The sequence below is a fragment of the Pandoraea pneumonica genome (assembly GCF_049918595.1).
Taxonomy (GTDB): Bacteria; Pseudomonadota; Gammaproteobacteria; order Burkholderiales; family Burkholderiaceae; genus Pandoraea; species Pandoraea pneumonica_A.
In genome coordinates, this window is record NZ_JBNCRZ010000005.1 from 144376 (window position 1) to 160432 (window position 16057).

General features: G+C 64.2%; 15 protein-coding genes. 3 read left to right on the plus strand and 12 right to left on the minus strand.

The window, feature by feature from the left end; all coding sequences use genetic code 11:
- Positions 1-314 precede the first annotated feature (314 nt).
- Both ACPWR9_RS20765 and ACPWR9_RS20770 read right to left on the minus strand, forming a co-directional pair.
- Complete coding sequence (locus ACPWR9_RS20765) at positions 315-749, minus strand: hypothetical protein (RefSeq protein WP_426300181.1); 435 nt, start codon at positions 747-749, stop codon at positions 315-317.
- A gap of 134 nt (positions 750-883) precedes the next feature.
- On the minus strand, positions 884-1807 hold the full coding sequence (locus tag ACPWR9_RS20770) for a LysR family transcriptional regulator (protein WP_426300183.1): 924 nt from the start codon (positions 1805-1807) through the stop codon (positions 884-886).
- 333 nt (positions 1808-2140) lie between these two features.
- On the opposite strand from ACPWR9_RS20770, the gene ACPWR9_RS20775 reads away from it, so the two are divergent.
- The 3 genes from ACPWR9_RS20775 (at position 2141) to ACPWR9_RS20785 (ending at position 5936) form a co-directional block, all read left to right on the plus strand.
- Positions 2141-3463, plus strand: coding sequence for an MFS transporter (locus ACPWR9_RS20775; RefSeq protein ID WP_426300185.1), 1323 nt, complete (start codon positions 2141-2143; stop codon positions 3461-3463).
- A gap of 15 nt (positions 3464-3478) precedes the next feature.
- Positions 3479-4288 carry a substrate-binding domain-containing protein gene (locus ACPWR9_RS20780; protein WP_426300187.1) on the plus strand — a complete coding sequence of 270 codons (810 nt, stop codon included), beginning with the start codon at positions 3479-3481 and terminating at the stop codon, positions 4286-4288.
- A gap of 130 nt (positions 4289-4418) precedes the next feature.
- Positions 4419-5936, plus strand: a complete 1518-nt coding sequence (locus ACPWR9_RS20785) for an amidase (protein WP_426300189.1) — start codon at positions 4419-4421, stop codon at positions 5934-5936.
- Here the strand turns inward: ACPWR9_RS20785 and ACPWR9_RS20790 are convergent.
- From ACPWR9_RS20790 to ACPWR9_RS20835, 10 genes are all read right to left on the minus strand, one after another.
- Positions 5916-6149: a DUF3820 family protein gene (locus ACPWR9_RS20790; protein WP_150681604.1), complete on the minus strand. Its 234-nt coding sequence runs from the start codon at positions 6147-6149 to the stop codon at positions 5916-5918. The two genes, ACPWR9_RS20785 and ACPWR9_RS20790, sit on opposite strands and share 21 nt — an antisense overlap.
- 61 nt (positions 6150-6210) lie before the next feature.
- A complete protein-coding gene (locus ACPWR9_RS20795) occupies positions 6211-6843 on the minus strand; it encodes a LysE family translocator (protein ID WP_426300191.1) in 633 nt (210 codons plus the stop codon).
- A 78-nt stretch (positions 6844-6921) separates the two neighbouring features.
- On the minus strand, positions 6922-8457 hold the full coding sequence (locus tag ACPWR9_RS20800) for an MFS transporter (protein WP_426300193.1): 1536 nt from the start codon (positions 8455-8457) through the stop codon (positions 6922-6924).
- 82 nt (positions 8458-8539) lie between these two features.
- Positions 8540-9508, minus strand: coding sequence for an ABC transporter substrate-binding protein (locus ACPWR9_RS20805; protein ID WP_426300195.1), 969 nt, complete (start codon positions 9506-9508; stop codon positions 8540-8542).
- 59 nt (positions 9509-9567) lie between these two features.
- On the minus strand, positions 9568-10869 hold the full coding sequence (locus tag ACPWR9_RS20810) for a c-type cytochrome (RefSeq protein WP_426300197.1): 1302 nt from the start codon (positions 10867-10869) through the stop codon (positions 9568-9570).
- A gap of 33 nt (positions 10870-10902) precedes the next feature.
- Positions 10903-11751: an ABC transporter ATP-binding protein gene (locus tag ACPWR9_RS20815; protein WP_426300199.1), complete on the minus strand. Its 849-nt coding sequence runs from the start codon at positions 11749-11751 to the stop codon at positions 10903-10905.
- A complete protein-coding gene (locus ACPWR9_RS20820; RefSeq protein WP_426300201.1) occupies positions 11745-12887 on the minus strand; it encodes an ABC transporter permease in 1143 nt (380 codons plus the stop codon). The genes ACPWR9_RS20815 and ACPWR9_RS20820 overlap by 7 nt, the downstream gene beginning before the upstream one ends.
- Positions 12888-12893: 6 nt before the next feature.
- Entirely contained in the window at positions 12894-13937 is a 1044-nt protein-coding gene (locus tag ACPWR9_RS20825) for an ABC transporter substrate-binding protein (RefSeq protein ID WP_426300203.1), read from the minus strand.
- A gap of 85 nt (positions 13938-14022) precedes the next feature.
- Complete coding sequence (locus tag ACPWR9_RS20830; RefSeq protein ID WP_426300205.1) at positions 14023-14913, minus strand: class II aldolase/adducin family protein; 891 nt, start codon at positions 14911-14913, stop codon at positions 14023-14025.
- Positions 14914-14942: 29 nt separating this feature from the next.
- The gene (locus tag ACPWR9_RS20835) at positions 14943-16040 is read right to left on the minus strand and encodes an LLM class flavin-dependent oxidoreductase (protein WP_426300207.1); all 1098 of its coding nucleotides are present in this window, start codon (positions 16038-16040) and stop codon (positions 14943-14945) included.
- Positions 16041-16057 lie beyond the last annotated feature (17 nt).

Consider the following 16057-nt stretch of genomic DNA (forward strand, 5'->3'; position numbering starts at 1 on the left):
TGCTGACCTATCCCTTTACGCTTGTACCGGACACTAACGGCACGCTATTAGTCACGTTCCCTGACGTACCTGAAGCCATCACCGTTGCCAACGATTTACCTGACGCGCATGCACAAGCGCGAGAGGCCTTGGAGGCCGCATTGGTGCTGTATCGCTCACTGAATCGACGAGTGCCGCGGCCGTCTCGAGCGAAGAAGGGGCAGGGGGTTGTCACGATCCCGTCCTTCGTCTGAAACACCAACAAAAAACGCCCTGCAACCAACTCGCAGGGCGTTTTCGCATTCGTCGTTGGACGCCATCGGCGCTCAGCGGAATCAATGATGGTGATGCTTCTTGTAATGGCCGCGGCGCTTGCCGTGGCGATAATCGTCGTCGTAGGAGCTCGAGCGCGACATGTTGCCGCCGAGGGCTGCACCTGCGCCGCCGCCCACTGCTGCGCCGATCAAGCCGCCCGAGCGGCCGCCCATGGCGTTGCCCGCCGCCGTGCCTGCACCGCCGCCCAACGCGCCGCCAAGAATGGCGCCCGTGCGCTCGCGACGGTTCGACGTAATCGCGCCACCGGCGCCGCCGCCAACCGCGCCACCGACCACCGCGCCCGTGCTGCCGCCAAGCGCACCGCCCACGGCCGCTCCTGCGACACCGCCCAGCGCGCCGCCGAGGGCATTGTTCATATCACTGGCCGTGGCCGTCAGGGAAGTGGTTGCGGCCAGTGCAGCCAAGGCCACCATCGGGAAAATTCGCTTGAACATGAGGCTTGTGTAGTTTCGGGTTAATCGCGCAGCCAAGTATAAGGAGCCGTCGCCGCTCTGCCCGTACCTCAATGTTTCATCTTTCGTAAGACGGGTAACAGAATGTATCAGCGCGTGATCTTTGTGCCGTTTGGTTATATTGCAGCGTCCACCCGTCGGCGCGAGCTGACCTTCATCTCCGCCACAAACCGGTAAAGCTGCGCCGCCGCAGGCGAGAGCGGCCGCCCCTTGCTGCGAATCATCCCCACACGGCGCGTCACGACCGGGTCGATCAGCGGCACGCTCGTTAGCAGCGGATGGTCGGCACCCGGCATTGCCATCGTGGGAACCGCCGCCACCCCGAGGCCCGCTTCCACCAAACCGAGCATCGTCGTCACGTGCTGCGTCTCGCAAATGCTCGGCGGGCGCTGCGGCAAACCCGTGAGCGCCTGATCGAGCAACAAGCGGTTGCCCGATACCTTACCCACGGTGATGTAGTCGTACTCGTAAAGCTCGCGCCACGTCACACGCTTTTTCCCAGCCAATGGATGATCGCGTCGGCACGCGGCCACATACCGCTCCTGCAACAACAGCTTGAACTCGATGTTCGGCTCCTGAGAGCCGATGAAATTGAGCCCGAAATCCGCATCGCCATTGACCACCGCCGCCAGCACCTCGTTGGCGCTCGCATCGAGCACCGAAATGCGAATGCGCGGAAACGCCTTGTGATACCGCGAAATTACCTGCGGCATGAAGTAGTAAGCCGCCGACGGGACGCAGGCAATCGTCACATGGCCTAGGCTCGTCGACGCCACGTCGCGAATGCCGAGTAGCGCATTGTCGAGATCGTCGAGAATGCGCTCCGCGTCGCGGGCAAATGCCCGGCCGACATTGGTCAACGCCACGCGGCGCGTGCTGCGCTCGAAAAGCTTCACGCCCAGCGCTTCTTCAAGCTTGTCGATGCGCCGTGATAAGGCAGGCTGCGAGAGGTGGATGGACTCCGCCGCGCGCCGAAAGCTCGAGAGCTGCGCAACAGCGCGAAAAGCCTGCAAATCGTTCAGATCGAAGTTGATCGCCATGACGTCGGGGGGAGAAAAAACGTGTCGTTGACGGGGCGGTTCGATCGGTGGCGTTGCGCCTAATAAAACCGCTTAAAACCCCTGTGTCACAAGGGTCCGCGAGTCTACCGTGTTACCGCTCGGTTGGTGCATCAGCATCCTACGATTGATAGCGTGTGCGCATCAATCTTTCCAAAACTTGCAATTCACAAGCGGGGAACTTCCGGCGCAACATTGGCGGCTTCAAAAAAGCGCCCACGACGGTCTCGACACGTCCCCTCAGGCAGAGGCGCAGCAATGCGACGATTTTTTGCGGACCGACCCCCCGGGCCGCAGGCAACACGGAGACAGCGCATGCCACAGCGCCCCCAAGACGCAATTTCGCGTCGACCCTCGAAAGCCGGCGCAGTCCTGCGCGTCACCGCCGGCAATTTTCTCGAGCAGTTCGATTTCTTCCTGTTCGGTTTCTACGCCACCCAAATTTCCCGCGTCTTCTTCCCGACGGACAGTGAGTTTGCTTCGCTCATGTTGACCTTCGCCGTGTTCGGCGCAGGCTTCCTGATGCGCCCGCTCGGTGCCATCGTGTTGGGGGCGTATATCGACAACGTCGGTCGTCGCAAGGGCCTCGTCACCACGCTCGGCATCATGGCGAGCGGCACGATCCTCATCGCTTTCGTGCCTGGCTACCAAACCATTGGTCTCGCTGCACCGGTGCTCGTGCTGCTCGGCCGTCTGTTGCAAGGCTTCTCGGCCGGTGCCGAACTTGGCGGCGTGTCGGTGTACCTGGCAGAAATTGCCACGCCGGGCCGCAAGGGTTTCTACACGAGCTGGCAGTCGGCCAGTCAGCAAGTCGCCATTGTCGTCTCGGCGGCGCTCGGCTACATCCTGTCGCTGACACTCACCGCGCAGCAGATCAGCGAATGGGGCTGGCGCTTGCCGTTCTTCGTGGGCTGCATGATCGTGCCGGTCATCTTCGCGCTGCGCCGCTCGCTTCAGGAAAGCGACGAGTTCAAGCAACGCAAGCGTCACCCGTCGGTCGGTGAAGTCTTCCGCTCGATGGCGGCGAACGCCGGTGTGGTGATCGGCGGCGCACTGCTCGTGGCGCTCACGACCACCGCGTTCTACCTCATCACCGTCTACGCGCCGACCTTCGGCAAGAGCGTGCTGCACCTGTCGAGCACCGACGCGCTGCTGGTCACGCTGTGCGTGGGCGTGTCGAACTTCATCTGGCTGCCGATCGGTGGCACGCTGTCCGACCGCATTGGCCGTCGCCCGGTGTTGCTGCTGTTCGCGGGCCTGACGCTCGTGACCGCTTACCCGGTGCTGTCGTTCCTCGTGCAAGCGCCGAGCTTCACGCGCATGTTGATTGCATTGCTCTGGCTCTCGTTCCTCTACGGCATGTACAACGGCGCGATGATTCCGGCGCTGACCGAAGTCATGCCGCCTGATGTGCGCGTGGCAGGTTTCTCGCTGGCGTACAGCATTGCGACGGCGCTGTTCGGCGGCTTCACGCCCGCACTGTCGACGTACCTGATTCACGCCACGGGCGACAAGGCCGCGCCCGGTTATTGGATGAGCTTCGCTGCCCTGTGTGCGATCTGCGCGACCCTTGCGCTGTATCGCGGCCGCACTGGCGGCCAAGGTCAAACGCGCGCCGATCTGCGCACCGCCGGTTAATCGAGGAGCCCACCCATGAATGCTCTGACTTTCAAAACCCGGCGCGTGCTGAGTGCCGTGAGCGCCGTTGGCGCCGGACTGGTGATGGCAACCGCACTCGGTGCCACGTCGGCGAGTGCAGAAGACCTGCGCGTGATGAACTCCGGCGGCTTCACGGCCGCCTACAAAGTGTTGCTGCCGAAGTTCGAAGCGGCGACCGGTGACCACGTCGACACGGCGTGGGGCCCGTCGATGGGCAAGGCCCCGGAGGCCATTCCTAACCGTTTGGCGCGTGGCGAATCGGCCGATGCGGTCATTATGGTCGGCTACGCACTCGACGATCTGATCAAAGCAGGCAAAGTGCGCGCAGACTCGCGCGTCGATCTGGCCGACTCGCGCATCGGTGTCGTGGTGAAGGCGGGCGAAGTGGTGCCCGACGTCAGCACGCCGGAGAAGTTGAAAGCTGCGCTGCTCGCGGCCAAGTCGGTCGCGTATTCCGATAGCGCCAGCGGCGTGTATGTCGAGCGTGAACTGTTCAAGAAGCTGGGCATTGCCGATCAGATGCACGGCAAGTCGGTGATGGTGCAGAAGACGCCGGTGGCCGAGAAGGTCGCGGCGGGCGATTACGCCTTGGGCTTGCAGCAGGTGAGCGAGTTGTTGCCGGTCAAGGGCATCGCCTTTGCGGGCAAGATTCCGGAGTCGCTGCAATCGGTCACGCGCTTCGCAGGTGGCGTGCCGGTGAACGCACCGCATCCGGAGGAAGCCAAGAAGATGCTGATGTACATGGCCGCCCCGGCAGCCGCCAGCGATGTTGAGGCGACCGGCCTCGACGCGCTGACGCACTAGTTAATAAAGCAACAAAAGCGCCGAGAGCGTAATTTTTCCTCTCGGCATCCGAGGCGGGTTTGACCGACAATGTCGTGTCAAATAACGGCGTCGCCACTCGAGCGACGCCCCGCCAAGGAGAGAGACACCCATGGCCTCAGTGCCTGAATCGACAACCCCGTCGACAACCCCGTCGACAACCTCATCGCCAGCCCCTGACACCATCGTCGCACTCGACGCATTGGCGTTGTCCGAAGCGATTCGCACGCGGCGCGTGTCGTGCCGCGAGGTCATGCAGGCGTATCTCGCGCACATCGCACAACACAACGCCGCGGTGAACGCCATCGTGTCGTTGCGCGATGCTGAAACGCTGCTGCGCGAAGCGGATGAACGCGATCGCCAACTCGCCCAGGGCGAGTATCTCGGCTGGATGCACGGCATGCCGCAGGCGGTAAAAGACCTCGCGTCGTGCGCAGGACTGCCCACACGCAAAGGGTCGCCGCTGACCGCTACCGCGCCCGATACCCAAGACAGCATCAGCGTTTCGCGCATCCGCGCGGCGGGTGCGATCTTCATCGGTAAGACCAACGTTTCCGAGTTCGGCCTCGGCTCGCACAGCTACAACCCGGTTTTCGGCATCACTCGCAACGCTTACGACACAAGCCGTATCGCAGGTGGCAGCAGCGGCGGTGCCGCCAGTGCGCTCGCCATGCGCATGCTCCCCGTGGCAGACGGCAGCGACATGATGGGCTCGCTGCGTAACCCGGCGGCGTTCGGCAACGTGTACGGTTTTCGCCCGTCGCAGGGACGTGTGCCTTATGGTCCCGCGCCGGAAGTCTTCGTGCAGCAATTGAGCACCGAAGGGCCGATGGGGCGCACGGTGGCCGACGTGGCACGCTTGCTCGCCACGCAGGCTGGCTACGACGCCCGCAGTCCGCTCTCGCTCGCGCACGATCCTGCACAGTTCGAAGGCGCGCTAAATCGCGATGTGAAGGGCTTGCGTCTGGGGTGGCTGGGCGACTACGGCGGCCACCTGCCGATGGAAGACGGTGTGATGGCGCTGTGCGAAGCGTCGCTGCGCGATTTCACGGAGATGGGTTGCGAAGTCGAGCCGTGTGCGCCCGACTTCTCGATGGATCGCTTGTGGCAGACGTGGCTCACGCTGCGGCACTGGCTTGTCAACGGATCGCTCGGCGAGATGTATGCCGACCCGGCACGGCGCGACAAGCTCAAGCCGGAGGCGCAGTGGGAAGTCGCTGGCGGCGAGTCACTGCGTGCTGCGGATGTGTTTCGTGCCTCGATCGACCGCAGCGAGTGGTATCGCGCGCTGGCACGCTTGTTCGAGCGCTACGACTTCCTGTTGCTGCCGTCGGCGCAAGTTTTCCCGTTCGAGGCGGAGACACACTGGCCGACATCGGTCGCAGGCAAGCCGATGGACACCTATCACCGATGGATGGAAGTCGTGATCGGCCCGACGTTGGCCGGGTTGCCAGCGATGAGTGTGCCGGTGGGGTTCGATGCGCGCGGGTTGCCGATGGGCTTGCAGATCATCGGTCCGGCGCAGGCGGATCTCGCGGTGTTGCAACTGGCGCATGCCCATGAGCAACGCACGCAATGGGTGCGCCGTGTGGCTCCCGCGATGCTTGCGTCAGGCGGGGCCGCGCGCTGATTTAAGCGGTTTGAGCAGGTCGCCCAGCGCGTTGTGATCGATCTCGTACATCAATGCGAGCAGGCGGCCGATCTCGCCCGTAGGAAAGCCCTCGCGGGCAAACCAGCTCAGGTAGTTGGCGGGCAGGTCAGCGATCATCGTGCCCTTGTGTTTGCCGTAGGGCATCGGGGTGGTGACGAGCTTCATCAGCGCGTCGGCGTCGAATTCGATCATGTGAGGCAGTGGCGTGAGTGCGCGAAGGTCGCGCAAAGCGCCACGCTATCACATGCGGCACTCACGCGCGCCAGCTCAGCAACCGCCACCCGGCCACGCCGAAGACGACGGCCAGCCCGCCGTCGAGCCAGCGCCGCATGCGCAAATAAACGCGCCGCGCCGCCGGTGTGGAAAACAGCAGCGCATAGCCGCAGAACACCGTCACGCTGATGGCGGCGCAGCCCGGCACGACGGCCGATTGCACAGTGCCATCGTGCGACGACGAAAGCGCGACGATCGACACCCAACTCAGCACGGCTTTGGGGTTCGTCAAATGCAGCAACACGCCGCGTAAATAGATGGGCTTTAGACGAGTGCCGTCCAGCGAGACAGCGGCCTTTGCCGACGCGGGCGAGATGGCAGCGCGCCCCGATTTGAACGCGAGCCACAACAAATAGGCACCGCCGAAAATCTTGAGCGCGACGAGAAACTGCGAGTACGCGATCAATGCCGCCGAGACCCCGAGCATCGCAATCGTCGCCCAGCACATCGAGCCCGTGATGACACCAACGGCAAACGCGAGCGCTGGTTTGCGACCGTGGTTCGCGGCGATCGACATGATGGCCAGATTGCTCGGCCCGGGGCTGGCCGTGCCGACAAAATACGCCGTGTAGGCTACCGCCAGATTGGCAGAGAGGAAACTGACGTCGGCCATCGCATGCCTCGTGCGTCGTTGATGAGCGGGTTCCCCGCAGTGTCGATGTCCCCGCTTTGTGGCGCCATAGACAGTTCCTCACTTTCCGACCGAGCCAGTTGCCAGCCGCTCACGAGCGTCGTGCCCGGTCGGCGGCGTGTCAGGCGCGTGATGGTGATATCGCAGCAGCACCGCCGCCATCGCAACGCACGTGAGGCCGCCGCCAATCATGGCGACGGCAAACCCTTGCGACATTGCGACCTGATACGCACGCGGTAACCAGTCGTATTTCCCGTCCATGACGTGCGCCGTGACCGCCAGTTGCGCCAACGCCGAGGCATGATCGACACCCTGCTCGCGCGCCATGTCGGCGAGATTGTGTGTCGCGCGCAGGCTCATTACGCTGCCGAGCAACGCAATACCCATCGTCATACCGGTCTGACGCAGTGCGTTCATCGTCGCCGAGGCCATACCCGTGGCGTGCGCAGGCGCGAGTCCCATGACAGTCATGCCGGTCGCGGGCACGGAAAGCCCCATGCCGACACCGAGAACGGCGAATGCCGTGCCGACGATCCAGAACGGGGTATCCGGTGTGAAAGCGGCCATTGCGCACATCGTCAGCCCGATGGCACCGTAACCCGCCACCATCAGCAACGGCAGAGCGATGCGGTGCGCAATGCGTCCGAACAGCAGCGACGTGACACCCATCAGCACAAACTGCGGCATCATCTGCCAGCCAGTGGCCGCAGGCGCATGCCCCTGCGCTTGTTGGAGAAACAGCGAGAGAAAGAACAGGCTGCTGTACCCCGCGAACCCCAGCGCAAACGACGCGACATTGACCATGCGCATATGCGGGGCGCGCAGGAGTGCCACCGGCAACAGCGGACGCGCCACGCGCCGTTCCACCCAAACGAACGCCACGAACGCAACGACGGCGACACTGAAGACCACGGCCAGACGATCGCGGGATGCCTCCGGTTCGCCGAGTTGAATCAGCCCATAGGTCAACGCCCCGAGACAGATCACACTCAACGCTTGCCCTGCCGGGTCGAACACGCCGTGCGGGTTGGCGTCGCGAGACGGAATGCCCCAGATACCCAGCGCTAGTGCAATGAGACCCAGCGGTTCGTTCACGAGAAAGATGCTTTGCCAGCCGAAATGCTCGACGAGCAGGCCGCCGAGCAACGGCCCGAGAATCAGGGCGAGCGCACTGAATGCCGACCAGCCGCCGATGACGCGTGCCCGCTCGCGTGAATCAGGGAAGGCATGCGTGAGAATCGGCATCGCGCTCGGAATCAGCAGGGCACCGGCGACTCCCTGAATCGTGCGGCCGACGAGCAGCGGGCCGAGGGTCTCGGCACACGCGCAGACGGCCGATCCCAGCGTGAAGAGGGCAACGCTCGCACTCCACACCGGCTTATGACCGTAACGATCGCCGAGTGGCCCGGCGCTCAACATGAACGCCGAGATGGCGATGGCGTAGGCATTCACCACCCATTGCAGGCCCGCCATGTCAGTGTGCAGACGAAGCTGGAGGGTAGGCAGCGCCACATTGACGATGCTGATATCGAGCGAGGCGAGGAAGGTGCCGAGATAGGCCGCGCAAACTAATGCGCGGCGGCGAGAGGGTTGCATGGAGACATCCCGGTGGTCGATAAATTGAGAATGGTTCTCATCTTAATAATCGACTGACCGTCGGTCAATGGCTATTTTTCGACTACACCGAGATGGGGAACCGCCGGTCGAACGTTGCCTGTACGTCGAGCGGCTGGCGCAGCAATCCGACCAGCGAATAGAAATCGGCCGTGGTTTGTTGCTCGGCCACGAGGGCGTCGTCGATGTTGCGCCACTTGGTGTTGCGGCGAGAGAACTGCAATCGCGCCGCTTCCGGGGGAATGCCGATGATGCGCGCCATGGCGGCCGAGAAAGCATCGACGTGCTGATATGACCATACCTGCGCACGCACCACGCGCGAGAGGAAGTCGCGCAACACTTCGCGCTTTGCGGCAATGGCGGCGTCGGTCGCGGCCAAATAGCTGAGTCCCGACCACAAGCCGCGTCCATTGACGAGCACGCGCGCACGACGCGTCGTTTCGGCCACGGCGGTGTAGGGCTCCCATGTCGCCCACGCATCGACCGAGCCGCTCGCCAGCGCGGTAATCGTGTCCGCAGGCGGGAGAAAGCGGAAGTTCACGTCGGACGGTTTGAGGCCTGCGGCGGTGATCGCCTTGAGCGTCACAAAGTGTCCGATCGAGCCACGCGTCGTTCCGATGTTCTTGCCCTTGAGGTCAGCAGCGGTGCGCAGCGGCGAATCGGGTTGGACGAGCACGGCGGTGCCATAAGCATCGGAGCGATTCGCGCCGATGATCTTGATGGCCGCTCCCGCTGAGAGCGCAAAGATGACCGGCGCGTCGCCAATCGGGCCGCAATCGACGGCACCCGCATTGAGTGCTTCGGCGAGTGGCGCGGCGGCGGGAAACTCCGTCCATTGAATGTCGTAAGGCAACTGCTTGAGTTCGTCGGCGGCTTCGAGCAGCGCACGCAGCCCGCCTTTCTGATCGCCAGCCTTGAGCAGTGGGCGGCCCGTTTGTGCGAGCGCGGTGCCCGGCAGCACGAGCGTGGTGAGCGCACCGGCGGCGCTCGACGTCGTGACGTATTGGAGAAAGCGGCGGCGGGAAATCGTCATGGGAAATGCCTGTTGTGTGAGAGGGATATCGAACGATGTGCGGCGGCGTTGTCCAGTCGCTAATGCACGAAGCCGCCTTTGATAAACCGCACGGGCTCGCCGTCCATCTGGCGCAGCGTGTCGGTGAGCGGATCGCGTGCGGCGGGCGAGGAGGACGACGTGAGCGAAGCGGCTGCCGTCGACGTGGTGCATAGCAAGCCGCCGTCGGCCCAGCCGCGTTTGCCCGCCGGTGCGAGCGCACGCAGCCAGCCGTCGCGGTCGGCGAGCCATTCCGTGCCAGCAAGGTCGGCCGCAGACGCGCCTGCGATCTGCGCAAAGACCGGCCAAGCGTCGGGTGAATCGGCAAGGCATTCGGCACGTGCGCCAAGTGTTGTTGTGCGCGCGGTCGCGACGGCCGGACGCGTGCTCGCGCGCAGGCCATCGGCAAGCGGTGCCGACACGCGGCGCACGCCTGATGCGAGGCCCGGCGACGCTTTCAGACGCGTGTCGAAGACGCCCGATTCATCTTGCCGAATCAGCAGCGTCAGAAATCGCGGATCTTCGAACGGTGGTGGATGGCGGGCGTCCACAGCGACCACGCGCACGCGTTGCGTGCCGCGCCATTGCGACAGGCTTCGTGCAGGCATATCACCGCACTTCACCGTCAACGCGGGCAGCGCGATAGGCACGGGCCAGCTACCGCCCGCCGCCATCCCGGCCGATGCCGACAGCACGCGCATGTAGTCGAGTGCAGCCCAGATTTCCTTGTCGCTCAATCGCCCCGAAAAGCCGGGCATCGTCACGCCCGCGTCGTCGCGCATGCCGTACAGCACGTGCCAGAACAACTCGCCGTCGGCGCGACGGCTGAGCAGGGCGCTAGCCATCGTGGGCGGCCAGCGCCGTAGCGCGGCGGCTTGCGGTCCTTCGCCGCGCCCGTCCGCGCCATGACACGCCGCACATTGCGCTGCATAGACGTGGGAGCCTCGCGCGATGCTTTCGACAGTGAAGCCGCTGGGGTTGGCATGAAAGCTGGTCGGCACGGCCGCGGTGAGCCAGAGCGATGGCGACGGCCACGGCGCGAAGACGAGTGCTGCGATGGCCGCTGCGAAGCCCCATCGACGCGCGCGCCGCCAGACGATGGCAATCAGCACGCAGGCGAGCGCGAATACCAGTGCCACCAACATCCATGCGAACTGGCGGGCCAAGGCCACGTCGATGATGAGGTTCTCACCCGCGATGCGAACGTCCCACGGCCATGCAGGCGCACCGTGCGAATCTCCGGCAATGCCCAGCGCATGCAGGCCCCACAACAACGCGGCCTGCACCGATTGCAGGCCGAGCAAAAGTGCATTGAGCCAAACGTGTGTCGGAGGCAGCGTCATTGGGCGCGCTCCGGTGGCGCGCCCGTCAAAGTATTACCAGCTTGCATCGAGCCCCAGATGTCGCAGCGCCTCATGGCGTAGTTCGGTAATGCGTGCATCGCCGCGATGACGCGGGTAGGGCAGATCGACGCGCAACTCGGCCACGATGCGCGCGGGGCGCGGGCTGAAGATGACGACACGCTGCGCGAGAAAGAGCGCTTCTTCCACGTCGTGCGTCACGAGCAGCGACGAAAACCCCGCGCGTTGCCAAAGTTCGACGAGTTCGCTTTGCATGGCGAGCCGCGTGAGCGAGTCGAGCTTGCCGAGCGGTTCATCGAGCACGAGCAACCGCGGATCGTTCACGAGCGCCCGCGCGAGTGCCACACGTTGTGCCATACCGCCCGAGAGTTGATGCGGAAACGCATCGGCAAATTCAGACAGCCCCACGCGGGCGAGTGCTGCGTCGACACGGTCACGCTCGCGCGCCAGCACGCCACGCGCTTGCAGACCGAGCGCGACGTTGTCGCGCACGCGCCGCCATGGGTAGAGCGTAGGGTCTTGAAACACGACGATGCGCGACGGGTCGGGGCGGGTAATCGCCGTGCCGTCTTGCGTGATCGTGCCGCGCGTGGCCGTCTCCAGACCGGCGACCAGTCGCAGCAGCGTGGATTTGCCGCAACCGCTCGGCCCGAGGAGGGCAACGAACTCGCCGGGTGCTACGCTCAAATCGACGCCATCGAGCACTTGCAATGGCGACTGGCGCGTGCCGAACCAATGGCTGACGCCTCGAATGTCGATGCGCGCACCGGTGCCGTTAGCGGCGATCTGCGACGCATCCGACACTGCATCGTGTTGTGCGGCGGCCGCGTTGTCCGAAATCGCGGAAGTGGCGGTGCTTACCATTTGACGGTTCCTTTCTGCCACGCCAGTGCGCGGTCGCGAATGGTGAAAAGCAGGGTGATGACGCCCGAGAACAGCAACGCCATGACGATGAGCGCGGCGTACATATTCACGTACGAGGCCCAGCCTTGCGCCCATGTGAGATACCAGCCGAGGCCGGACTTCACGCCCATCATTTCCGCCGTGACCAGCACAGAGAACGATGCGCCCAGCCCCATGAACAGTCCCACGAAGACGTTGGGCAGCGCCGCAGGAATCGCCACACGCAGCACGAGAAACACGTCGGAGGCACCGAGCGTGCGCGCCACGTCGTAGTAGCTTTTGTTCACGCTGGCGACACCCGACCATGTGAGCACGGCCACCGGGAAGGCGGTCGACAGGGCGATTAGGAACACGGCAGCCGAATAGCTCGACGGGAAGAAGTAGAACGTGAGCGGCAGCAGCGCCGTAGCGGGCACCGGACCCAGCACGCGCAGCACCGGGTGCACCCAGTAGCCGATCGCTCGCGACCAGCCGATGGACACACCGATCAGAAAGCCCGCTACTGCGCCAAAACCGAAACCCAGCCCGAGCAGCCGCAGCGTGTTGAGCGCACTGTCGCCAAGCCGTTGCCAGTCGTCGGTGTAGACCTCGATGAGCGCTTGCGGCGGTGCAAAGAACGGCGTGGGCAGCGAGGCGGTCTTCGCCGTCAGAATTTCCCAGCCCGCGAGCACGAGCGCGATGGCGACAAGCCACGGCCCGCTGCCGGTCAGCGCTTCGCGCACACGCAACAGCGGCGACGTGGTGCGCCCCGCTACCGACAACACCGCCAGCGCAGCAGCCACCACCAATGTCACCACACCCAATTCATCGGTGAACGCCCAGTCGGAGAAACCGACGACCTTATTCGGCCAGCGCAACGTGATCGCGCCGAGCGCTGCCCAAGCGAGTGCGGCGACAAACCCCACGCCCCACAGCGGCGGCGTGCGCGGTGCCGCGAATAGCTGGTCGATGCTCGTGTCGTCGAAGGCACTCACTGCGGTAGCGGCGGCGCTTTGCACGCGCTCGCGCAACGGTGCGCCGTCGGCCTGCTCTGCCAGTTCCAATGCACCGGCGGGGCTCGCGCCGCGCAGGGCGGCGTTGTCGAGAATGGCACTCATGATGGGTTATCCAAGGACATTGGCGTAGACGTGCTGCGCCAGTTTCTGCGGATCGGTGGTCTTTTTCAGGACGCCGATACGGCGGAAGTCATCGGCGAAGAACGCGATCTCGTCGCGCAGATCGACGCCGGTCGGATGATGCGAGTAAGTGAGCGTCGCGTAGAGTTTGCGCAGGTCTTCAGGGCTGATCTTCGGCGAATACTTGGCGAAGATCTTCGCGGCTTCGTTCGGGTTCTCATTGACGAACTCGGTGGCCTGCACGATCGAGCGGGCCAGCGCACTCGCCGCCGCGCGGTCGTTACGCACCAGCTCGCCGCGCGCGCCAATCACGCAGCAAACCTTGCGTGCGTATTCACCGGAGAGGTTGGTGGCCAGTTCCACATACGCGCCGTTGGTGCGCTTTTCCAGCAGATAGAGGTTCGGGTCGCCATCGGCAATGGCCTGAATCTCGCCTTTGTCGACGGCTACACCGAGCAGGTCGGCCGGGTACTGACGCCACGTGATATCGCGCTCGGCGTCGATGCCGTGCTTCGAAAGCAGAATCTGGAAGAAGTGCTTACCCGGTGCTGCGAGGTCAGACACACCGACTGTCTTGCCTTTCAGCGATTCGAGCGAGGTAATGCCTGCGGCTTTCGAACCCAGCAAGCGCACGCAGCCGCCGTGCGAGCTGCCGATAATCTTCACATCGAAACCGGCTTCGAGCGGCTTGAGCCAGCGGTGAATCATGCCCACGGCGGCATCGGCCTTGCCCGTGGCAATCGATTCGAGCAACTGATCGGTCGAGCCGCTGTAGTTGATGAGATCGACCTGAAGCCCGTTCTTCTCGAAGAACCCGCGCTCCTGTGCGGCGACGATAGGCGTCAGGCAGAACGAGTTCTGATTCCACGCGAACGTGAGCTTGCGCGGCTGCGACCAAGCTTTGCGGCCGAGCAGCAGCGCGGGCGCTGCAAGCGCCACCGCTCCCCCGGCGCGTAGCAACTTGCGGCGGCCGGACTGCACAGTATCGATGATTGGCGACTGCGCGATATTCCCCGTTTCCCGAAACTTCATAGCGACGATTCCCCTGTTTGTTTTTGATGGTGGGTCTGAACTGGCGCCAATGCGGCGGCGCAGTCGAATGGATCGGTCGAGCGGATCAGTCGAGCAAATCGGGCTCGGCTTGCACGAGCCCCTCATACAGACTCTCGAACGAATACAGCGCGCCCTCGGGGCCGCCGACCTGACTGTGCGTGTGACGCGCCGTGGCCTCGTCGATGGGTTGCGGTGTGCCCGCAGCTTCGGCGAGCAACTGCGTGTGGGCGACGTTCTCCAGCGCGATGTACCACCATGCGGCGGCTTCCACCGTTGGGCCTGCGGTCAAAATGCCGTGGTTCTTGAGAATCACGCCCTTCACCGTGCCACTGCCGTCGGGCTTGTTCAGCGCGTGGGCGATGCGTTGTCCTTCGCTGTCGTCGACTACCATGCCGGTGAAGTCGTCGAACAGCGCGTGGTCTTCGAAGAAGCCGCACGAGTCTTGTGTGAGCGGATCGAGCGCGCGGCCCAGCGTCGACCACGCTTTGCCGTAGGTCGAATGCGTGTGTGCGGCGGCGACCAGATGCGGGTGGGCTTCGTGGATCGCGGCGTGAATCGCGAACGCGGCTTTGTTGAGCGGACGCTCGCCGATCACCGTCTCGCCTTTGGCATTCACGAGCAGCAGATCGGAGACCTTGATGCGCGAGAAATGCACGCCGAGCGGATTGACCCAGAAGTGGTCGGTCAGCTCCGGATCGCGCGCGGTGATGTGGCCGGCAAGGCCGAGATCGAAACCGTGACGCGCGAAGATGCGAAACGCCGCGGCGAGACGCGTCTGGCGATGACGGCGCTCCGCGAGCACATCGTTGCGCACGGGCGGCGCATCGAACCAAAAGCGCTGTTGCGGCGCGGCGTTGAGCACAAGGCCGGTCGGCGTGGTGTGCGTGGCGGGGGCGCCCGCGGCGTGGTCGTTGCGAGCATACGGGGTGAGATCGACGGGCAATACGGCAGCCATTTCCTTTTCCTTTATTCGACGAGACGTGTTCAGGCGGCGCGGCGCGTTGCGCCGTTCTGGCGGTCGCGTTCCGCGACGAGCGTGCGCAGTCGGGGGATCAGTTCGCGGCCATAGTCGATGGCGTCGCCCAGCGGGTCGAAGCCGCGGATGAGGAACGTGGTCACACCGAGGTCGTAGTAATCGAGCAACGCGTCGGCGACTTGTTCCGGCGTGCCGACTAGTGCCGTCGAGTTCGAGCGGCCACCGATGAGCCCGGCGATCTCGGTCCACAGCACCTTGTCGAGGCGTGCGCCTTTCTCGGCCGCGGCGAGCAAGCGGCGTGCGCCTTCGCTTTGCAGCGCGGCGCCTTGCGGCAGACCGGCAGCCGCACGAATGGCCTTCGCCTGCGCCAGAATTTGATCGGCACGCGCCCAGGCCTTCGCTTCGGTGTCGGCCAGAATCGGGCGGAACGACACCGAGAAGCGCGGCGTGCGGCCGTGGACTGCGGCGGCTGCGCGCACACGCGTGGTCAGTTCGTGCACCTGATCGAGCGATTCGCCCCACAGCGCATAGATGTCGGCATGCTTGCCCGCAACTTCGAGCGCGGCACCGGACGCACCGCCGAAGAAGATCGGCACGTGCGGCTGCTGCACGGGTTTCACTTCCGAGAAGCCTTGTTTGAAGCGGTAATACTGGCCGTCGTGATCGAACGGCGTGTCTTCGGTCCAGATGCGGCGAAGAATGCTCAGGTACTCATCGGTGCGTGCGTAGCGCTCGTCATGCGAGAGGAAGTCGCCGTCGCGCGCTTGTTCTTCGTCCGAGCCGCCCGAGATGAAGTGCACACCGAGACGGCCGCCGCTGAACTGATCGAGCGTGGCGATCTGGCGCGCGGCGAGTGTCGGGACGGTGAAGCCCGGCCGATGGGCGAGCATGAAATGAATGTTCTCCGTGACCGTCGACGCATACGCGATGGTGAGCGTGGCCGACGGACTGGTGGAGTGGTGCGGCACGAGAATGCGGTCGAATCCCGATTGCTCGTGCGCGCGGGCGAAGGTGCGCACGTAGTCGCGATCGACCACCGGCCCGCTCTTCGGATGAATTTCGGATTGCTTACTGCTTTGGATCATGCCGATGATTTCGACGCTCATATGCGCTCCTTCGTTAG